Source organism: Anaerosacchariphilus polymeriproducens, assembly GCF_003363435.1.
Lineage (GTDB): Bacteria > Bacillota > Clostridia > Lachnospirales > Lachnospiraceae > Anaerosacchariphilus > Anaerosacchariphilus polymeriproducens.
In genome coordinates this window covers 1-21,625 of sequence record NZ_QRCT01000025.1, presented here as the reverse complement: position 1 = coordinate 21,625, position 21,625 = coordinate 1, and the positions used below count along the sequence as shown (strand labels likewise).

Sequence of the window (21,625 nt, the reverse complement as noted above, 5' to 3'; positions counted from 1 at the left end):
CTCCCTTAATACCGTTTATTTCTTATCTAATAAAATTTGTCATTGTACGAGGGTTCGTAACTGGCGGATCTATCGTTCCTTTAGACGCTTCAATCACCTTCATTATCCAAGCCATGTTCCTTCCTAATTTGGACATAACTTCCAATCCTTCTGTATCTTCTTTGACTTCCCCTATTTCTAATCCATGAACTGCTGCCCAGTAATCAGCGCTCGGAATTATCATTTCCATCGTATTCAAATATGCATTTAGCTGTTGGAAAGTTTCAAGTCCTCCACTTCTTCTAAGTGTTGTAATAGCAGCTCCTACTTTATGATGCAATTTGTTCCCTGCGGCTAGAAAAGCGCGGTCTAAGAAACTCTTCATCGTTCCCGCAATTCCTCCGTAATAAACAGGAGAAGCCAAAATAATTCCATCCGCTTCTACCATTTTATCAATCCATTCATTGGCTTTATCTTTTTGTATACAATAACCACTTCCTGTAGAAAGACAATTATAACATGCAACACAACCTCGTACAGTTTCATGACCTATTTGAATTATTTCAAAATCTATTCCTTCTTTATTCAATTCATCACCAATTATCTTCAAACACTGTTCTGTGTTCCCACCCTTTCTAGGGCTTCCATTTAACGCTGCAACTTTCATGACTTCCTCCTTTGATCTCCATCAAACAATTCATCTTAATATAATGTGATTATTATACCACATTATCTATACCATTCCTATAATTAAATAAATAATCAGCCCCCGATATTATATAGAACCGAGAGCTAATTATTTAGGAATGATACCCTAGCTTGTACTAAAATTAAAAAAGATTACTTTTAATATAAACTGCTATCCCAATACCACTTAGCAGAGCCATAAATAAATGTTACATCTGCTGAGTCACTTTTAAATGTTGAAGTCTGAACTTTTTGATTTCCAGAATTCCATAAAGTAATCGTCTTTTTATCCTTCTCAGAATAACCAATCAATGTAACTGCATGTCCACCCAAATTTGAGTATGCAGCTATTCCTATCGGTTTCTTATTAGGAATATTTTGAGTAATTTCATTCCAGGTGGAATGATGATATTTAATCTTAAAACTTAATCCATATTTGGAAAGTGCATCTTGCATTTCTTCTATTGTAGCACCTAAATCATAGTCTATTCCCATAAAATCACATACTTCTTGAGCTGTCAATGTATTATTTCCCCTCATATATCGAACGATAGATGCTACTGTAGCAGCCCAGCACATACCTCTTTCTTGTCCATTAGAATCTTGCTGGTTAACTAAACATTCATCTGTGTTCAATAATTTGGTAGTTTCATTAAATACAGAAAATGGATTCGGGGCAAAAGCTCCTACATCTGCATGTGGCAGTTTAACTTTCTTTTTTGCCAGTAATGCTGAATCTGTATTAAAATCATCTATTACCATACCTTCATAATTATTTGATTTTTCTATTGCCTGTTCACCGATTTCATCATCAGCCAACTCTTCTTTTGCTGGTTCTGAAACTGCTAAATCTTCACCATTTTTTTCTTCACATTTTTCAACTTTTTCCTCAAATGACATGTTTTCTGCTACAGCTGTATCTTTTTCTTTCATAAGAGTATCTGTAAAAAGTTCTGTTTTTCCATCTTCTGTTTCTGCATATGTAGTACCATCGTCATAATATAAAATATATTCTTTACTGCTGTCAATATCATTAAGTTCTTCTGCTATATCTTCTCCTAAGGTAGCATCCCATTCTCCTGATGATTTTGTAACACTAAGAATTAATTTTACCTGATCATTCTCAAGAACAGGGAAATAAAATACTTCTTTGTCAGCCGCATTATCTTTAAAATTTGCTATTGTATAAGGTTCACCTAATGTTAAATCCTCAAATCTATCTATTGTAACATCGTATAGCTTCTGATTATCTACTACATTTGATAACAAAGTAGGTGCGATTTCATATGCGTATGACTTTGCCTCCTGTGGGATTTCATATGTTAATATCTTTAATCCCTCAGCATTATTGTTTTCAGCTGCTAAAGCAGCACGATTAGGTGAAAGTGTTAAACAAGTAACTAACATCGCTCCCATTAAAACCTTAAAATTTTTAACCATAATATAACCTCCTATTTGTCCTTATTAATTATAATTTGCTCCTATCAACTATGTATTTATTGTTCTAAATTATTTCCTCATTGTATCCCTCCTTTTCAAATGTTAATCTTATCCTTATCACAACTGAATTCTTTCAGATCCAATCCTTCAATTCTCTAATATTATAAATCGAATTCTACTTCTGAAAGATTACGTGTGATTAAGAGGATAATTTAACACCAATTCGTTGAAATTGATTGAGTTTCATAAAAATAGGATAATACAAAACAAAATTATGTCAATATATTTGATAAAAAAAAAGATAATTTATGTCTACCATAAATTACCTTTTTTTACGTAATTTTTCTAATTACGACAGCAAAATTGTTTAATATACAAAATTTTCACTTAATTTTAAAATTAAGTTTTCTGAATCTTCACTTCTTCTAACTCTTCTTTTATTTCTAAAATGGATTTCTTCATACTACATTGAATTGCAGCAAGTACTGTTCCTTCAATTATAGCCGAATCTGTTATGTGAACCTTTTCTTTTTTATTGTCATCTAAAAACTCTAACGCCATTTCTGCATTCATATAAGCACTTCCCAAATCGTAAATAACTAATACCCCATCTTCCGAATATACTTCATTTATACAGGCTAATATCTTATCGATATCAGTACCTATCCTTCCATCTCTCGTTCCACCCGCCGCAGCAATCGGAACATCTGCTGCCATCTGACTTGCTAATTCTTTTGCTCCTTCTGCTATCTTTTGACTATGAGATACAATTACTAATCCAACCATTTTTCCTTCTCCTAACAACTGATTTCATTATATATCGTTTTTAATATCAATAAGCAGGAAGCTGCTCCGGGATCTTGATGTCCAATGCTTCGCTCACCTAAATAACTTGCTCTTCCTTTTGTTGCAATAATATCTTTTGTGTGTTCTACACCTGTCTCAGCAGCGTTAACAGCTTTTTTCAAAGCTTCTTCTGCGTTTGATCCATTATCCAAAGCATTTTTTAACGCCTCCACTGCCGGTTCAAGAGCATCTATTATAGTCTTCTCATTTAACTTGGCTTTTCCCCTTATCTTAATACCTTCTAAAGCAGCCTCGAGTACCTGTTTGAAATCTTCAATTTCAATTTCTTTTTTCCCGTTCACTACCATAGCTGCTTTCATAAATGCGGTACCATAAAGAGGCCCTGATGCACCTCCGACATTTGACACTAAGGCCATACCGGTCTTCTTCAAAATATCTCCGATGTTATTACCATCATCATCTTTTAGTTTCTCTTTGACAGCCAAAAAGCCTTTACTCATATTCAGACCATGGTCACCGTCTCCAATAGCTGCATCAAGCTCTGTCAAATACATTTTATTTTTTTCAATATCATCTGCTATTTTATTTATTATTTCAATCACTCTTAATCCGCGAACACTCATGCTTCTCCTCCTGTCTATCATACTTTAAATGCTGGAGTATCTGCTGATTCGTCTAATAAATCTTTTAACTCATCATCTAATTTCAAAATACTAACAGAACATCCTGCCATTTCTAACGATGTCATAAACTCACCAACGAAAGTCCTATAAATTTTAATCCCTTTTTCAGTCAAAATTTCATTTACTCTTTTATTCACAATATAAAGTTCCATAAGTGGTGTTGATGCCAGACCATTGATCATAACTGCCACTTCAACCCCCTTATTTAAGCACATATCCTCCAAAATTTTATTTACTAACTGTTCTGCCACTTCATTGGCAGTTTGAATATTTTCTTTATGAGTTCCTGGTTCTCCATGAATTCCCATTCCTATTTCCATTTCATTTTCTTCCAGAGTAAAATTAGGTTTTCCTGCTGCCGGAACAATACAAGAAGTCAATGCCATGCCCATACTTCTGACATTTTCAATGACTTTTTGCGCTGTTTCTTTGACTTCCATCAGATTGGCTCCCAATTCGGCTTTTGCTCCTGCAATTTTGTGTACAAAAACTGTACCTGCTATACCACGCCTTCCTGCTGTAAAAGTACTGTTTTCTACTGCCACATCATCATTCACGATAACATAATCTATATTAATACCTTCCATTTCAGCCATATCTTTTGCCATTTCAAAATTCATGACATCACCAGTATAATTTTTAACAATCAAAAGAACTCCGGCCCCTCCATCAACCGCTTTAACTGCTTCATAGATTGGATCGGGTGTAGGTGAAGTAAAAACATCTCCGGCAACAGCACCATCTAACATTCCTTTTCCAACATAGCCTCCATGAGCTGGTTCGTGCCCACTCCCACCGCCACTTACTAATGCGACTTTTCCACTTATTGGTGAACTCTTTCTTACTAAAACATGAAATCCATCTAACTTTCTCAAGTACTCCGGATACGCAAGGGTTAATCCATCTAACATTTCTTCCACTACATTCTCAGGATTATTGATTAGTTTTTTCATTTTCATTCCTCCTAATTTCTTCTTACACTTTTAGTTAGTTTCATACAACGAGCTACCACTTCCTACTTACTATTATTTACCTTTATTTTAATACAAAATAAGCATTTTTCCTATCATAATTTAGATATTTTTTTATATAAAAAAATTGCATAAGCGAGGCTTACACAATCAATTTAATTTATTTATATCTGATTTATTTTATTTAAAATCCGTGCATTCTGCTTTGAATCCAAATCACAGACGTTACCTCTACAGTTAACTCAGTCCAGGCACCCTTACGGCACACAGAAGGTTTTACTTAGTGCTGCTTCATTCCTGACCTGACACGATTCATAAATTTCTGTTGCGTAAGACCCAAACGTCATCGCCACTTATAAAGGGCAGCTCTACAATTTAAGACCCGAGGCAGAATATCACCCCATCTATAGCGGATTGTAGGTATAGGGCACCGCTACCGCCCCGGCTGCACGGAAACTTTATTACAAAAATAGCATTTAAAGATGCATTGCTAAGTATAACGGTTTTTTTCGTGTTTGTCAATTCCTTTGAAACTACTTTCGTTAGTTTTTTGAAATTATAAACTGACAATATGCACCACCTTCTCCAATAGTTGTAGTTTTTTCAATATTGCAATTTGTATATTTCAAAATAGCGATATCTACATTGCATAATGTATTTATTAATTCTGGAATTCCTTCATTTTTGCAAAAAAAATAAAGTGGACATCGATAATATGTCAAATAAACTTCTTCATCCTCCTCATTTTTTGAAATGGATAAGAGCCAGTTTGTTGGATACTTTGTTTCATTCTTTTCACACCACGTTCCAATTTCCATCATTTCTTTGCAATATGTAGCTGATGTCAAATCTTCTTTTTCCATTATTTTTTTCATAAAAGAAAAGTCATCCAACCCATCCATAATCATAGAATCGAAGTCTTCTAAAGATAACTTTTTTTTCACTTTTTTATATATTGCAGCTATATATGCACTAATATAAAAATTATCAACCAAAAAATTTTCTTTTTCTCCTATATCAGGAGCTCTTTTCACAATTTTAAAGTATTCTTTCTTCGCTCTTTTTAAAATTACTTTTGTACGCGTTTTGCTAAAATGGTCTTCAAGCTGTTTCTTCATACATCTTCGCATAATATAGGGATATAATCTTCCGGTAACCAATAATTTCATAATCAGCCTCTCTTTCTGAAACACTTTAATGCTTCTTACAATATGCCTATTGCATTAAAAACTTAAATAACTTATTATTATACTAATATGCATTTTAAAATAACCTAATAACCAAGACTCCTATCAATTATGCTTCCATCCATTGCATTAATTGTTAAACAACTGAATTCACCTTCTCCACTTTCTATACTACTATCCCCAAAAAAATCCCAGACTGGAATCATTATATACTCTTCTCTTTTACCTTTACATTTTACCCGCATAAGCCCCAATTTAATTTCACTTATATTACATTCAATATCCTCCTTAGCAGATAACATCTTTTTTTTAAATACCTCAATTGCTTCTGCATATGTTATTAAATCAGCATTCTTTTTTATAATTTTATCTACTTTCATAGGCTCATTCCAAGCAAAATAGCACAAACCATCTATTCCAAAAAGAAACTCCATACTTTCGTATTGTTTTGGACTATAGGATGCTTCGTCCTCAGACTGTTCTTCCTTTGAAACAATAGATGTTGTATCATATGTTTCTATTACATCATTTATAATTTTTTTATATATTACTTCATATCCGTTATAAAAGTTTTGTGCCGCCACCCTCTCTTGATCATACCCAATAGTTGGAACACAGCGTTCAAGTTTATATTCTCCTTTTACACCAAGTATCTTAATAATATCATCGCATTGCCTTTTTACTTCATCTTCACTATACTTACATTTATTTGTATAGCCATCAAAATATCCACTAAATGTCCCCATCTCTCCTTCCGCAAAATAAGCAATTGTGTTCCTATATTTTCCACAAGATACTGTTAAGTTCTTAGCGGATCCTTTTTTCACACTTTCAATTAAAAATGATTTTGTTTTTTCCCCTAAAATATTATTATTCTCATCTTTTAATTTGTATTCAATAGGTGTCTGTTCCGTAGTATCTGGTGCCTTTTCATAATTTGCCTCTAAATCGTAAAGATAATCTTGGTTCATTTTTTCATTCTCTTCTTTTTCTTCTATCGTATATCCTTCATAAGCTGCTTCATTTTTCATGATTCTTTTCTGTTCTTCGATCATTACGGCTAATTCCGGTTTGGAAAGTTCAGATAACTCCCTAGCATATCGATACTCCTCTCCTTTAAAAAAATACTTTGAAATTGCTTCTAAATCTAGATTGGATAAATTCCTATTTCTTACTTTCGCAACTGAAATCGCATCTGTTATTGGTACAACTACCTCTGCATTAACCTTAATTTTAATACTTGAGTCTTTTGAAACTAATTCAAACTTCTCTGTATCTGGTGCTTTTACCACTTCTCTTATAGAACCTGTATCGTTCTTATTAACTTTATTTAAATCTCTCTTTTGATTAATCAGTTCAGATTTAGATAATGATTTACAACCTGATAATAAACCTAAACATAGAACTAAAAATAATACTTTTAACTTCATTATTGTACTCCCGACAATAGTTATATCAAAACAAAATATCCTTTTAAAAAATCTTTTATGCATTATATTTTAAAAAATAAATTATAATAATAGTATTTATTATTGATTTTATTAAAATTATGTGATATCATCATTTTATAATAAATATATTAATTCGAAATGGAGGTTATACGATATGCAAAAATATGAATGTCCTTGTGGTTATGTATATGATCCTGAGTTAGGTGATCCTGATAATGGTATCGCACCAGGAACAAAGTGGGAAGACTTACCTGATGATTGGGAATGTCCAGTATGTGGATTAGGTAAAGATGCATTTACAGAAGCTTAAAAATGAGTAAAAAAGTAGAAGGACAACTTAAAAATGCGTCCTTCTACTTTTTTTATTTTGATTTTCAATCCTTTCATTATAATTCAAATTGGTTTACTATTTTATTCAATTGTTCAATTACTTCTACCAATTTACGCATTGAACTCTCTATTTTACTCATTCCTTCTTTCTGTTTTTCTGCACGAGAATCAATTTCAAAAGTTGATGCTGATATTTCTTCTGTTGCTGATGATATACCAGAGAATATTTCAACAATTCCATTTTTATTATTATTTACACTTTCGATTCTTTCACCTAATTGCTGAATATCAATTCCCATTGTATCAATTTGATTATTAATTGATTGGAAAACTTCTCTTGTCTCTACCATAGCTTCTTTGCAATCATTTGTGGAAATCCCGATTGCGTCCATATATTGTTTCGTTTCTCCAATTTCATCACGGATTTCTGCAATGATAACTCCAATGTCATTTGTTGCAACAGCTGTCTGTTCTGCTAATTTTCTGATTTCATCCGCAACAACAGCAAATCCACGTCCTGCCTCCCCTGCTCTTGCTGCTTCTATAGATGCATTCAGTGCTAAGAGATTCGTCTGCTCTGCAATATTACTGATTGTTTGACTGATACCATCAATTGAATAAGATTTCTCAGCTAATATATTTACACTTACACTAGCTGTCTCTTGTAATTTGGTAGCATCATCAATTCTTTCTGCCAACTTTTCCATCTGCTGTACACCAGATAATGTTTTCGTAACCGTTTCTTTTGACATTTGATTGATTTCTTTGGTATTTCCATTCGCTTGTTCTATTTGATCAGAAAAGTCATTTAATTTCTCTATACCAATTTGAGCATCATTTGCTTGTTCTTCAATGGCTTTACTGATTTGACCCAAAGTCTCTGCAATTACCTCTAATGATTCCATGTTGTCTGTAATTGTCAAATTAACTTCGTCGGATTGTCCAACAATTATTGAAGATGTATCAAGAAGACTTCTAGCAATTTCTTGAAGACTATCTCTTAATTGACTAACTGCACTTGCCATTTGACCTATTTCATTTTTATTTTTTAAATACTTCTGATATTCTTCATTTTCCTTTGATTGATTAAGTTTGTATTCTTTTGTTTTGTTAATAACCTTTACCATTTGATTAATAGGCTTTGCAATTTGCCCGCTTACTATTGCAGTGATAAATACAATAATGAATACTCCAATTATTATTATAATAACGAAAGCTGTTGTTAAAGCTTGTACACCCTTTATGTATTCACTTTGGGGTGTAACTAAGACTGCTTTCCAACCATTGATTTCTATGTCTGCTACTTCTAAATGTTTCTTAACACCATCGTAATCTTCAATAATTTCTCCGCCTTCTATACCTTTAACATATGCCCCATTCAATATATCCTTAACGTTGGTACTAGCATCTTCCTTAGGCATAAACTCTTCATTTTTATGTACAACTATATTATTGTCAGCATCAACAATAAATAAATAAGCATTACTTTTCTCATCAAGTAATTGTTCAAGAGTATCGAATAACTGCTGCAAATTTAAATCCATACTTAGGACTCCAGTTTTTCCTTTTAAATCAATTGGTATAGAAATACTTACTACCATTTTATCTGTTATTACGTCAAAATAAGGACTTCCACAGACTTTTTCACCTTTTTCTATCGCATCAATATACCAGCCTCGTTTCGTACAATCATAACCCGGTTCAGGGACCCAACCTATTCCATCATAGAAAGTTTTATCTTCCATACCTAAATAAATATCTGAAACACATTCATATTTAGCCGCAGATTCAGTTAGATATTTAATTATATAATCAGAATCTACTTCCTTCATATTCTCAAATGCTATTTTGGTAGAATCCAGCGTCGCACTTTGTTCGGCTATCCAGCCTTCAATTTCTGCTCCATAACTTTCAATAGTTTTCTTATTCTTTTGTTGATTATTTTTCTCTAATTGTATAGTAGAGATTCTTAATCCCGCCAATAATGCTGCCAATAAAATACATGTAAAGGATATTGTAAATATTAATATCATCTTTAACCGAATTGTTTTCATATCCCTTCCTCACTTTCCCAAGTTATTATTAGTACATAAGCAAATTATTGTCTGTACTATTAAGTAATTATACATTATTGTCAGCATTATTTCTATAGTTATCCTGATTTTTTCCAATATTTTTGTTTATTATTATTCTTCCGCAAAATAAGTAATTGTGTTCCTATATTTTCCACAAGATACTATAAAGCTTTAGGTGATCCTGATAATGGAGTCGCACCAGATACAATAATAAAAAAGTAGAAGGACCGCTCAAATGGGTCCTTCTACTTTTTTATACTTTAAATCCTTTCATTATAATTCAAATTGGTTCACTATGTTATTCAATTGTTCAATTACTTTTACCAATTCACGCATCGAACTATCTATTTTACCCATTCCAACTTTCTGTTTTTCTGCACGAGTATCAATTTCAAAAGTTGATGCAGATATTTCTTCTGTTGCTGAAGATATACCAGAGAATATTTCAACAATTCCATTTTTGTTTGTATTTACATTTTCTATTCTTTCTCCCAACTGTTGAATATCAACTCCCATGGTATCAATTTGGCTGTTAATCGATTGGAAAACTTCTCTTGTATCAACCATTGCTTCTTTACAATCATTCGTGGAAACACCAATTGCATCCATATACTGTTTGGTCTCACCAATTTCATCACGGATCTCTGCAATGATAACTCCAATGTCATTTGTTGCAACAGCTGTCTGTTCTGCTAATTTTCTGATTTCATCCGCAACAACAGCAAATCCACGTCCTGCCTCCCCTGCTCTTGCTGCTTCTATAGATGCATTCAGTGCTAAGAGATTCGTCTGCTCTGCAATATTACTGATTGTTTGGCTGATACCATCAATTGAATAAGATTTCTCAGCTAATATATTTACACTTACACTAGCTGTCTCTTGTAATTTGGTAGCATCATCAATTCTTTCTGCCAACTTTTCCATCTGCTGTACACCAGATAAGGTTTTCGTAACCGTTTCTTTTGACATTTGATTGATTTCTTTGGTATTACCATTGGCTTGTTCTATTTGATCAGAGAAGTCGTTTAATTTCTCTATACCAATTTGCGCATCGTTTGCTTGTTCTTCAATGGCTTTACTGATTTGACCCAAAGTTTCTGCAATTACCTCTAATGATTCCATATTATCTGTAATCGTCAAATTAACTTCCTCAGATTGTCCAACAATTACTGAAGATGTATCAAGAAGACTTCTGGCAATTTCTTGCAAGCTTTCTCTTAATTGACTTACTGCACTTGCCATTTGACCTATTTCATTTTTATTTTTTAAATACTTCTGATATTCTTCATTTTCTTTTGATTGATTAAGTTTATATTCCTTCGTTTTATTAATAACTTTTACCATTTGATTAATAGGCTTCGCAATCTGTCCACTTATTATTGAAGTAATTAATATAATAATTAAAATTGCAATAATTAATATAATTACAAAGGCTGTTGTTAATGATAGTAATCCTTTTACATATTCACTTCGAGGTGTCACTAAGACTGCTTTCCAACCATTCACTTTAATGTCAACGAATTCTAAATGTTTCTCAACACCATCAAAATCTACAATGTTTTCACCGTTTTCTATACCTTTTACATATGCACCATTCAATATATCATTAATGTTTGTACTAGTTTCTTCTTTAGGCATATATTCATCATTTTTATGAGCAATTATATTATTTTCACTATCAACTATGAACAAATAAGAAGAATTTTTCTCCCCAAGCATTTTTTCAAGTGAATCAATCATAAGCTGTAAATTTAAATCCATGCCTAGAACACCAGATTTTCCTTGTATCTCAATTGGAATAGATATACTTACCACCATTTTATTGGTTGCCATATCTAAATAAGGGTTTCCATACGCTTTTTCACCTTTTTCCATTGCTGTTGTATACCATCCACGTTCTGTGCAATTATAATCAGCATCAGGAACCCATCCTGAACCATCTATAAAAGTCCTGTCTTCTAAACCCAAATAGACATCAGTTACACTTTCATATTTAGCAGTACTTTCTGTCAAATATGTATTTAAAAATTCCATATCTATCTGTTTCATATTCTTAAATACTATTTTTGAGGAATCAAGCATAGCGCTTTGCTCCATTATCCACCCTTCGATTTCTGAACCATAACTTTCTATTGTTTTTTTATTTTTTTGTTGATTATTTTCCTCCAACTGTAAAGTTGAAATTGTTAAACCCGCCAATAATGCTGCCAATAAGATGCTTGTACAAGATATTGTAAAAATTAATATCATCTTAGTACGTATTGATTTCATATCCTTTCCTCGCTTTCCCCTATTTTAAATCAGAAAATAATTGTAAATTCCAGTACTGTTTTATTATTATACAACGTTATTAGTCGTATTTCTATACAATTCTTTCATTTTCCATATTTTTTTAATTATTTTCTCTTTTTTTAACTTTATTGGCATTATTATCAAACATATTCTAGCTATTTTACTATTTTTTTTTCTTTTCCCGCAGTTCTTTAAAAAAATTTTTTAGTATCTGACTACATTCTTCTTCCATAAACCCTCTTGTAACTAAAACTTGGTGATTAAATTCCTGCATCTCAAGCAAATTTATAACTGATCCTGCACAACCGGCTTTTGGATTCATACTTCCTATTACAACTTGACTCATACGAGATTGTACGATAGCTCCTGCACACATCTGGCAGGGTTCTAACGTAACATACATGGTACAGCCTTCTAACCGCCAGTCTCCAAGTTTTTTACTGGCCTTTCTTATAGCAATTATTTCTGCATGAGATAATGTATTTTTATCACTATTTCTTCTATTATAACCTCTTGCTATTATTTGTCCTTCATACACTATCACGCAACCTATTGGAACCTCTTCCAATGCATATGCCTTCCTGGCTTGTCTCAAAGCTTCTTTCATATATTTCTTATCTAAATCCATTTTAATTTCTCCTAAAGTTACTTCATTTTTTCATTGAAAACTATTTTTATTGAGGTATAATAAACATACTTTAACATTTAGGAGGATAAGATGCAAATACATGGTTTCCAAAAAACAACTTTATTAGATTACCCGGGAAATGTAGCTGCAACTATATTTTTAGGTCATTGTAACTTCCGTTGTCCTTTTTGCCATAACAGTGAACTTGTTTTAGCTCCAGACAAAGTACCAATTATTGATAGTGAAGAGGTTCTAACTTTATTAAAAAAACGGTCAAATATTTTAGATGGTGTCTGTATTACAGGAGGAGAGCCTACTTTAACAAATGATTTAAGTGATTTTATTAAAAAAGTCAAATCCATTGGCCTTAAAGTAAAGTTAGATACCAATGGCTCAAATCCTGAAGTCTTAAGATCCTTAATTGATAATAATCTTCTGGATTACGTTGCTATGGATATAAAATCATCTCCCACACAATATGCGAAAGTATGTGGATTAGAATCAGTTAATTTAAACAATATAAAAGAATCAGTCACATATTTAAAAAAGCAGGAATTACCCTATGAATTTCGTACTACAATAGTAAAAGAGCTTCACACCTTTGAAGACATTCACGAAGTTGGAAAATGGCTGCAAGGATGTAAAGCCTATTATCTTCAACCCTATCAGGACTCCAAACAAGTAATTCAACCTGGATTTACAAGCTATACAAAAGAAGAATTGGTCAAATTACAAACTCAACTTAAAAAATATATTGATTATGTAGAAATCCGAGGAATTGATTTATGAACTTAATCTATGAAACAAATCGTTTGTACTTAAGTGTTTTAAATGAAAAATATGCTTCAAATGTATTAGACTTTTATCTGAATGATAAGGAACTCTTTGAAAAATATGAACCACAACGTACTCTCAATTTTTATACTAGAACATATCAAAAAGCAAATTTAAATTTCGAATATCAATTGTTTATCAAATCTGCAAGCATTCGTTTTTGGGTTTTTGAGAAAACACAGCCTGAAAAAATAATAGGTTCAATATCCTTTTTAAATATTCAGAGGAATGCTTTTCAAAGTTGTCAATTAGGCTATAAGTTTGCTTCTGCTTTCCATCATAGAGGCTACGCCACCGAAGCTCTCAAAAAAGGTATTGATATTATTTTTTCAGAACTTGGTCTTCATCGAATAGAAGCGTTCGTATTACCAGAAAACTTGCCTTCAAAAAAGGTATTGGAACGTCTGGATTTTGCATTTGAAGGTACATGTAAGGATTATGCATTTCTTCAAGGGGAATGGAGAACACATGAACGATTCGCTCTTTGTAACTTTTAGCACAATTTATCAATAATACGGATCCAGTATCCAAACTTACCTGTTTTTATCTTCTCTTTTTTTGCAGGTTCAAATTCTGAAAAACCAAATAAGTTTGCCATAAATTTTTCTTGATTATGAAATACACCCGGTACTCCTAAAAATGTATAGGTGGATCCATTATTTACTTTACCGTAGAGTAAATACCTATAATTGTAATATCCGTGTAATAAAAAACTATTTTTACCTAAAATCCATTCTTTTTCAGGTAATATTCTTAAATCCCTCGGTTCGATTTTCTGACATTCAAAAAAATTAGGATTTTCAAAAAACTTCTCTTGATCCATTTCCTCTTTAAGATTTAATTCCTCCATTACCTTGTCAGAGGCCTTTTTTGTTTCCTTCTTTTCTTTAAATACTCCCTGTACTTTTTGCTCAAACTGTTTTTCTTTCATTTCAATCGGAACTTCAAGCTTGCTAATAAATGCCTCATTTTCAAATCTGTTATTTTCTTCTAAATCACTTTCCGGCTCTTCTATAACTGCAATCTCAATATCATTTTCTTCCTCTTCAATAACTGTAGTCTCAGAATCATTATCCACGTCCTCTATAACTGCAAGTTCTAAATCCTTTTCCTTATCTTCTATAACTGCTGTCTTTAAATTACTTACTGAATCTTCAATCTTGATATCTTTGACCTCAATAATTTCAGATTCATTTTTGCTTTTTTCTTCTACATTAGCCGCTAAACTGTTTTCCACCTTTAACATTTTTGCAATTTCATTGATAGCAAAAGTTTTTTTACCCCAATATGCAATATAAAGTATTTTTTCTTCTCCTTGAATGATTGTTCCTATTGTATTTGCAAAAAAAAGTTTTTCTTCTTTTGATTCTTCTTCCATAATCCTTCGAAAAACTCCACCATTTTTTTGTATTTTTAAATTACCTACATGAAGACTATTAATTGAACCGTCGTCAAAAAATAAATATATCGGATACTGCTTTTCGGTTTGAGAAATAATACCTTTCACTTGTGCTTCCAATTTCATTTTATTATTTCTAATTTCTATTTTAACAAATCCGACACTTCGAGGCTGTTTGTCTGGAGTATAAGGGTAAAAGTATGATACAAATCTTTTATAATCAGACAATCTATTTCTCCTTTTTTGTCCTTATTTCTTTTATTTTATTCATTTAATATAGCTTTGATGCTTAACTACTTTTATCAACTTATAAGTTTTTATATTTTTGGTCTCTATTATTGACATATAAATAATAAAATCATATACTAAACTAGTAATTATTATTACTACTATTATTTATTAAGAATGGAGGTTGTTATGGCAACTATAAAACACAGCCGTCAACGAGAAGCGATTAAAAATTTTTTAAAAACACGTAAAGATCATCCTACTGCTGATACTGTTTATCAAAATATACGTAAAGAGTACCCAAATATCAGCCTTGGAACTGTCTACCGAAATTTATCGTTATTGACTGAATTAGGGGAAATACAGAAATTATCTTGTGGTACAGACTCTGAACATTATGATGGGAACCCTACTCCACATCATCATTTTATATGCACCAAATGCCATGCTGTTATTGATTTAGAAATGGAAAGTATTAACCATATATGTCTTATTGCAGGTCAAAATTTTGATGGAGAAATTGATAGTTATGTGACATACTTTTACGGAACATGCAGTAAATGCTTAAATAAAAAATAATTTTAAAAATCTATTGACACCTAAAATGATATGTGCTAAATTAATATTAGTAATCGTTACTGATTTGTAAACAAAAAATTATAGAAAATAAAAAGGAGATATGTAATATGAAAAAATTTGTATGTAGTGTTTGTGGTTATGTTCATGAAGGAGATTCAGCACCAGACAAATGTCCACAATGTGGCGTCGGACCTGAAAAATTTACAGAACAAAAAGACGATATGTCATGGGCTGCAGAACACGTAGTTGGAGTTGCCCAAGGTGTAAGTCAAGATATAATTGATGATTTAAGAGCAAACTTTAATGGAGAATGTTCAGAAGTAGGTATGTATCTTGCAATGGCCAGAGTAGCACATAGAGAGGGTTATCCGGAAATTGGATTATATTGGGAAAAAGCTGCTTTTGAAGAAGCTGAACATGCTGCAAAATTTGCTGAACTTTTAGGCGAAGTATTGACTGATAGTACAAAGAAAAATTTAGAAATGAGAGTAGCTGCTGAAAATGGAGCTACAGCTGGAAAATTTGATCTTGCTAAACGTGCAAAAGAAGCTAATCTCGATGCAATCCATGATACCGTTCATGAAATGGCCAGAGACGAAGCTCGTCACGGCAAAGCATTCAAAGGCTTACTTGATAGATACTTCGGATAAAACAATTGAATTTGATACTATAATACAGGCTGGTAATCCTATTCGTCATCAAAGTTCCAGCCTGTTTTTATTATGTAACTTTAAAAATAAAAACAAATCAAATATTTTCCAAAAGCTTTTTCCATGAATTCTGAGTCTCGTTAAAATTATGATAATGGTTTTTAATGTTTTTATTATATTTATTAAGTTCGGGTAAAATATTCATAAATTTATCGTTCTCAAAATATTCACAAATTTTAGGAAGAACCTCTTCTAAAGTTGTTTGCATTTTAGCTATTATTTCATCATATTCATTCTGATTCGTAATATAGACTAACAAAGGCTTATATCTTATCCAACCGATACAAGCATTATAAAAACGTGTTACAGTATTTTTTGATTGTGCTGTGATTGGTAATAATTGAAGAGGAAGAACTCCATCTAATAAATGACGATATATAGAAAATCCATCATGGAAGGTATAGCAAGGTACTCGTAATACTATTCTGTCAGAAAGAAGAGTACTCAAAAAAGTATCTTCACCTCTTGCTCCGGGTGGATTATAAAATGGAAATAATCTTTCAGGTCTTTTTAAATTAATACATAGATTTGATCCTGAAATGAATTTACAATGATTTTTTTCTTCTACAATCTGAGGTTCTTTAGAAGTAAGAATTGATGTATCCGCATAAGTTGTCCCACCATTTTTCATCTTTTCCCTTATAGAATCCCAACTTATAATGTCGTTACTAATTGCTTCAATAAATTTTGCAAAGTCTTTTTCTGATAAAGTCTCATTAAAAGAAATTTGAGGTATTGGTGAAATATACCCACAATGATAACCATTTGTAATATCTGCATTCTCAATATTTTTAATATGATTTGGTATTACATTTTGACCTCCCCATACACATATGCCATGATTATTTGTTACCGCTACAGGATATTCATCATCGTCTAAAAACAAAAGATAATCCATTTTGTTTTCTAATGCTGCATATACAATAGCATTTCTTTTTCCAGCATAACCAGATCTGAAAATTTGTTTTATTTCCTTTTCTGTCATAATTTGATTATCTATAAGTTGTGTGAATTTTTTTTGTATGTTCTTTGCACCCAAAAATTCAATTTCATCAAACGTATCTACCATTTCCTGACTTAAGTTTGTAAAATCAGTAGATTGTGCATTTGAATAATTAATATCATACGCAACGAATAGATTTAAACTGACTTTTCCTTCTAGATTACTTTTAACTTTCATTTCATTCCAGCTGTAAATGTATGCATTAAGTACTTTTCGAAAACTTTTTCTACCGGTAGCAAATCCAATACCTACTTTTATTTTACTTTCCTGCATTTATCAATACTCCTTTCATTTAGTATACTTAGTATCATAACGTATTTGAAATATAAAAGCAAACTTACCAAATATATCCTAAAACAAAAAGCACCTACTTTGCAGTTTTATTTTAATACAAAGTCAGTGCCTAATAATTGGATTTATTTATGATTAGCAGGTTCTACACTTATTGATTTACCTTTAATTTTTACGCTTTTCATTGCATTTAATACATCTTTTGCATGCTCTTTAGGTACTTCAACAAAGGTATATTTGTCATACATATCAATAGCACCTACTAATTTTCCCGGCATTCCACTTTCTCCAGCAACAGCCCCTAAAATATCTCCGGGACGTACGTTTTGTTTTTTCCCTATATTAATAAATAAACGTACCATTCCTTGTTCTGCGCCAGTATTCTCAAATTCAAAATCTTTTTGATTTTCACTTGTATCTGAATTATTTTCTCCAATTTCTAACTTGAGAAATGCTGCTGCCATTTCCATAGATGTATAATCTTCTTCATTAATTTTTTGTTCTATTAATTTAACCATAGAATCCAAATCTTCTTCTTCGATAATTTTCATAACACGATCTAATACTTTTTCAACTTTAATTTGTGCTATATCATTTAATGATGGAACCGGCTGTGCATAAACCTTAGTCTTACAATATCTTTGAATATCCTTTAATTTATAAATTTCTTTCCCAAAAATAAAATTAAAGGCTTTACCAGTTCTTCCTGCCCTTCCGGTACGTCCGATTCTATGAACATAATATTCATGATCCTGCGGCAAATCATAATTAAATACTGCTTCTACATCATCTACATCAATACCTCTTGCTGCAACATCTGTTGCAATTAGTATATCAGTCTGACCATTACGAAAATGACTCATTACACGATCACGCTGTGACTGTTTCAAATCACCATGTAAAGCTTCAGCAAAATATCCTCTACCTTTTAAAGAATCCGCCAATTCATCTACTTGTTTTTTCGTATTACAAAAAATTAAAGAAAGCTTAGGTGCATACATATCTAGCAAACGGCAAAGGACTTCTTCTTTTTTATTCCTACGCACCTCATAATAATATTGATCAATATTTGAAACTGTGAGCTCTTTTTTCACTACTTTAACAATTTGAGCGTCCTTTTGATATTTTTTAGTAATGTCTAAAATTGCTTTAGGCATTGTTGCTGAAAATAGTAATGTTTGTCTGCTATCTGGTACTTGTTGAAGAATTGTTTCCATATCTTCACGAAATCCCATATTAAGCATTTCATCTGCTTCATCCATAGCAACTGTATGCACATTATCGAACTTTACTGTCTTTCTGCGCATATGATCCATTACCCTTCCAGGTGTACCAATAATAATTTGAGTTCCGGATTTCAATGAACGAATCTGAGTAGAAATGTCTTGTCCTCCATATACCGGAAGTACTTTTATCCCATGCATATATTTACAAAGTTTTCTAATTTCATCTGCTACTTGTATTGCCAATTCTCTAGTTGGACAAAGAACAATTGCCTGAAGTCTTTTGTCCTTTGGGTCTACTTTCTGTAATAGCGGGATCCCGAATGCTGCTGTTTTTCCGGTTCCTGTTTGAGCTTGTCCTATCATGTCGCCTCCTGCCATTATTACAGGAATCGCTTTTGCCTGAATGGGGGATGCTTCTTCAAAACCCATGTCTTCGATTGCTTTTAAAATTTTCTCCGATAATCCAAGTTCTTCAAATTTCGTAATTTCCATAAAATAATTCCTTTCTAATTTAAACACAAAAAGAGCACCTACGAACACTCGTCGCAAGCGCTACCTTTGATATCATAACAGATAAAGTAAAGAATGTCAATTTTCTGTTACTATTGACCTAATAACAAGGCATTCAGCCAAAGCGTAGAGTTCACCTATATATTGCACAATTTATTTTTAAACTATTCAATTTTTCATCTTTAAATTTATCATCTTTAGGTATGAACAAGCCATAATTTACATATAAATAGATAAGTTTAAAAAGATTTATCTAAGGAGTTTTATGAAATATATTATAAAAAATTTTATTGCTGCTGCTATCATACTATTCGCTCTCCCCTATCTTCTAACAATATTATTTGAAACAACTTCTAAGAGCACCGCCAAGACAATTCAAGTGTCTGTAACTCAAGGCAAGAAACTAAAATCCAATATTGATGTAGAAACTTATTTAATTGGTATTTTAGCGCAAGAAATTCCTAATACATATGAAAAAGAAGCAATAAAAGCACAAGCTGTTATTGCACGTACTAATATTTTATATTACATAGAAAATGATATTGAGTTACCTAAATATAAAACACCAGATGATTTAAACAAATTGTGGGGCGTAGATTCTTTTTGGGAAAATTATCATAAATTAGAGGAAGCAATTTGGGAAACCAAAGGTAATGTTATTTACAATGACAATAAACTGATCAATGCCTCCTTTCATGCAGTAAGTGCCGGGAAAACAAGAACTTGCGAAGACCTTTTTTCAAACAAAAAATTTCCTTATCTAAAACAAGCTTCTTGCGATAAAGATTTATTATCCAAAAATTATTTAAAAATAGTAACTTACTCCAAAGAAGAATTCATTAAATTTTGTAAGGAAGCCTATCCGGATATCTCTCTAAAAAAAGATAAACTAATGAAACAAATAGATCTTACAGACAGAGATTCTGCTGATTATGTAAAGACAATAAAACTGGGAGATAAAAAAATAAATGGCGAAGCATTTCGTGAAAAATTTAATTTAAATTCTTCTTGCTTTACTATTGAAGAATGTGAAGATTCAATCCGGATAGTGACTAAAGGACTTGGTCATGGTGCGGGAGTAAGCCAATTTACCGCAAATTCTCTTGCAAAAAAGGGGAGAAATTATGTCCAGATATTAAAATACTTTTATAATAATATAAGGATTTCTCCTTATTCTTCAAAAAATGAATAAATCTGTATAATTCGTTAATGCTATAACTATAGCCAGAAACCATGGTCTATAGAAAATAGTGAATTAACAGAGGTGATTATATGAGAAGAAGACAAGCAGGAAATTATAGGGGCAATGCAGCATATATTATCGGAGGACTTGCTGTATGTGCTATCGTAGGAATGTTAGGGTTATATATATACCAATCCCAGCAGGCCCCTCCTAAACCAGATGTGGTAGATTTAAATGAAGTTGCTGATGCAAAACCAAAAATTCCCAAAGCAAACACAGATGAGACAAAGAAAAATGAAAGTAACGATACGAAAACAAGTTTAATCAATGAACAGGATAAAAAAGATGAAACAAAGAAGAAAAATTCGGACAAAACTGGTTTTTCTGATATGGATGTACCAGACTCAGAGCAAGCTAAAGACTCTAAGCCTGAAAAAACAGCTCCCGAAAAACAAGAACCCAAAAAAGCTGAACCAGAAAAAACTGAACCAGAAATTCAAGAAACGTCTGCTTCTGTAACCAATGTTTCTTTCCCAAAAGGTGAGACTTTAATGTGGCCGGTTTCTGGTAACGTACTTATGAATTATAGTATGGATGGAACTATTTATTTTGCAACTTTAGATCAATATAAATATAATCCTGCCATAATAATTCAAAGCTCAGTAAATACTAAAGTTCTCTCTGCAACTGATGGAATTGTAAACTCAATCATTAATGATGAGGAAACCGGACTAACCATGACAATAGATTTAGGAAGTGGTTATAAAGCAGTATATGGTCAGTTAAAAGAAAATCAAGTGAAAGAAGGAGATTATGTCGAAAAAGGTGAGGTTCTAGGATTCATAAACGAACCAACCAAATATTATAGTAAAGAAGGAACTAACCTTTACTTTAAATTATTAAAAGATGATCAACCGATTAATCCTGTTGATTATTTTGAATGATGGTAACCAAAATTATTTTAGCGAATATATTATAATATGACTACAAGTCACAAAACATGCAATCGAATATTTACTATGATAACATTCTACTTTTTTAGTAAAATACCTCTCTCTTCGATTGCTTAAAATAAATTTCGAGGGACTTTATAAAAGTCCCTTTACATAAAATGTCAAGCATTTTTGACTAT

20 protein-coding genes and 1 other RNA gene are annotated in these 21,625 nt (G+C 32.0%); 7 read left to right on the top strand and 14 right to left on the bottom strand.

Going from position 1 to position 21,625, the window contains the following annotated elements; genetic code table 11:
* Window positions 1-22: 22 nt before the first annotated feature.
* From DWV06_RS09340 to DWV06_RS09305, 8 genes are all read right to left on the bottom strand, one after another.
* Window positions 23-646 carry a flavodoxin family protein gene (locus DWV06_RS09340; protein ID WP_115481919.1) on the bottom strand — a complete coding sequence of 208 codons (624 nt, stop codon included), beginning with the start codon at window positions 644-646 and terminating at the stop codon, window positions 23-25.
* A 179-nt stretch (window positions 647-825) separates the two neighbouring features.
* The gene (locus tag DWV06_RS09335) at window positions 826-2,106 is read right to left on the bottom strand and encodes a papain-like cysteine protease family protein (protein WP_115481918.1); all 1,281 of its coding nucleotides are present in this window, start codon (window positions 2,104-2,106) and stop codon (window positions 826-828) included.
* Between the two features lie 399 nt (window positions 2,107-2,505).
* Window positions 2,506-2,892, bottom strand: a complete 387-nt coding sequence (gene dhaM, locus DWV06_RS09330) for a dihydroxyacetone kinase phosphoryl donor subunit DhaM (protein ID WP_115481917.1) — start codon at window positions 2,890-2,892, stop codon at window positions 2,506-2,508.
* Window positions 2,893-2,903: 11 nt separating this feature from the next.
* Complete coding sequence (gene dhaL / locus DWV06_RS09325; RefSeq protein WP_115481916.1) at window positions 2,904-3,536, bottom strand: dihydroxyacetone kinase subunit DhaL; 633 nt, start codon at window positions 3,534-3,536, stop codon at window positions 2,904-2,906.
* 17 nt (window positions 3,537-3,553) lie between these two features.
* Window positions 3,554-4,549, bottom strand: a complete 996-nt coding sequence (gene dhaK / locus DWV06_RS09320; protein ID WP_115481915.1) for a dihydroxyacetone kinase subunit DhaK — start codon at window positions 4,547-4,549, stop codon at window positions 3,554-3,556.
* 209 nt (window positions 4,550-4,758) lie between these two features.
* An RNA gene (gene ffs / locus DWV06_RS09315) (signal recognition particle sRNA large type) lies at window positions 4,759-5,020 on the bottom strand.
* An 89-nt stretch (window positions 5,021-5,109) separates the two neighbouring features.
* Window positions 5,110-5,736: an L-2-amino-thiazoline-4-carboxylic acid hydrolase gene (locus tag DWV06_RS09310; RefSeq protein WP_115481914.1), complete on the bottom strand. Its 627-nt coding sequence runs from the start codon at window positions 5,734-5,736 to the stop codon at window positions 5,110-5,112.
* 104 nt (window positions 5,737-5,840) lie between these two features.
* Window positions 5,841-7,184, bottom strand: a complete 1,344-nt coding sequence (locus tag DWV06_RS09305; RefSeq protein WP_115481913.1) for a DUF6034 family protein — start codon at window positions 7,182-7,184, stop codon at window positions 5,841-5,843.
* A 175-nt stretch (window positions 7,185-7,359) separates the two neighbouring features.
* Between DWV06_RS09305 and DWV06_RS09300 the strand changes: the two genes are divergently transcribed.
* The gene (locus DWV06_RS09300; RefSeq protein ID WP_115481912.1) at window positions 7,360-7,515 is read left to right on the top strand and encodes a rubredoxin; all 156 of its coding nucleotides are present in this window, start codon (window positions 7,360-7,362) and stop codon (window positions 7,513-7,515) included.
* 76 nt (window positions 7,516-7,591) lie between these two features.
* Here DWV06_RS09300 and DWV06_RS09295 read toward each other — a convergent pair whose 3' ends face one another.
* The 3 genes from DWV06_RS09295 to tadA form a co-directional block, all read right to left on the bottom strand.
* On the bottom strand, window positions 7,592-9,589 hold the full coding sequence (locus DWV06_RS09295) for a methyl-accepting chemotaxis protein (protein ID WP_115481911.1): 1,998 nt from the start codon (window positions 9,587-9,589) through the stop codon (window positions 7,592-7,594).
* A 294-nt stretch (window positions 9,590-9,883) separates the two neighbouring features.
* Entirely contained in the window at window positions 9,884-11,881 is a 1,998-nt protein-coding gene (locus DWV06_RS09290) for a methyl-accepting chemotaxis protein (protein ID WP_115481910.1), read from the bottom strand.
* A gap of 184 nt (window positions 11,882-12,065) precedes the next feature.
* Window positions 12,066-12,530, bottom strand: a complete 465-nt coding sequence (gene tadA / locus DWV06_RS09285) for a tRNA adenosine(34) deaminase TadA (protein WP_115481909.1) — start codon at window positions 12,528-12,530, stop codon at window positions 12,066-12,068.
* 90 nt (window positions 12,531-12,620) lie between these two features.
* Here tadA and DWV06_RS09280 point away from each other — a divergent pair, with 90 nt between their 5' ends.
* Complete coding sequence (locus DWV06_RS09280) at window positions 12,621-13,319, top strand: anaerobic ribonucleoside-triphosphate reductase activating protein (RefSeq protein WP_115481908.1); 699 nt, start codon at window positions 12,621-12,623, stop codon at window positions 13,317-13,319.
* Window positions 13,316-13,861: a GNAT family N-acetyltransferase gene (locus DWV06_RS09275; protein ID WP_115481907.1), complete on the top strand. Its 546-nt coding sequence runs from the start codon at window positions 13,316-13,318 to the stop codon at window positions 13,859-13,861. The genes DWV06_RS09280 and DWV06_RS09275 overlap by 4 nt, the downstream gene beginning before the upstream one ends.
* On the opposite strand, the gene DWV06_RS09270 is transcribed toward DWV06_RS09275, so the two are convergent.
* Window positions 13,858-14,991 carry a DUF6128 domain-containing protein gene (locus tag DWV06_RS09270; protein ID WP_115481906.1) on the bottom strand — a complete coding sequence of 378 codons (1,134 nt, stop codon included), beginning with the start codon at window positions 14,989-14,991 and terminating at the stop codon, window positions 13,858-13,860. The genes DWV06_RS09275 and DWV06_RS09270 overlap by 4 nt on opposite strands.
* Window positions 14,992-15,180: 189 nt before the next feature.
* Here DWV06_RS09270 and DWV06_RS09265 point away from each other — a divergent pair, with 189 nt between their 5' ends.
* The gene (locus DWV06_RS09265; RefSeq protein ID WP_115481905.1) at window positions 15,181-15,570 is read left to right on the top strand and encodes a Fur family transcriptional regulator; all 390 of its coding nucleotides are present in this window, start codon (window positions 15,181-15,183) and stop codon (window positions 15,568-15,570) included.
* Between the two features lie 107 nt (window positions 15,571-15,677).
* Complete coding sequence (locus DWV06_RS09260; RefSeq protein WP_115481904.1) at window positions 15,678-16,220, top strand: NADH peroxidase; 543 nt, start codon at window positions 15,678-15,680, stop codon at window positions 16,218-16,220.
* Between the two features lie 97 nt (window positions 16,221-16,317).
* Here the strand turns inward: DWV06_RS09260 and DWV06_RS09255 are convergent, their stop codons facing one another.
* Both DWV06_RS09255 and DWV06_RS09250 read right to left on the bottom strand, forming a co-directional pair.
* A complete protein-coding gene (locus tag DWV06_RS09255; protein WP_115481903.1) occupies window positions 16,318-17,556 on the bottom strand; it encodes a hypothetical protein in 1,239 nt (412 codons plus the stop codon).
* A gap of 143 nt (window positions 17,557-17,699) precedes the next feature.
* Entirely contained in the window at window positions 17,700-19,292 is a 1,593-nt protein-coding gene (locus DWV06_RS09250; protein ID WP_115481902.1) for a DEAD/DEAH box helicase, read from the bottom strand.
* Between the two features lie 283 nt (window positions 19,293-19,575).
* On the opposite strand from DWV06_RS09250, the gene DWV06_RS09245 reads away from it, so the two are divergent.
* Both DWV06_RS09245 and DWV06_RS09240 read left to right on the top strand, forming a co-directional pair.
* Entirely contained in the window at window positions 19,576-20,502 is a 927-nt protein-coding gene (locus tag DWV06_RS09245; RefSeq protein ID WP_115481901.1) for a SpoIID/LytB domain-containing protein, read from the top strand.
* Between the two features lie 80 nt (window positions 20,503-20,582).
* Window positions 20,583-21,437: a M23 family metallopeptidase gene (locus DWV06_RS09240; RefSeq protein WP_115481900.1), complete on the top strand. Its 855-nt coding sequence runs from the start codon at window positions 20,583-20,585 to the stop codon at window positions 21,435-21,437.
* Window positions 21,438-21,625 lie beyond the last annotated feature (188 nt).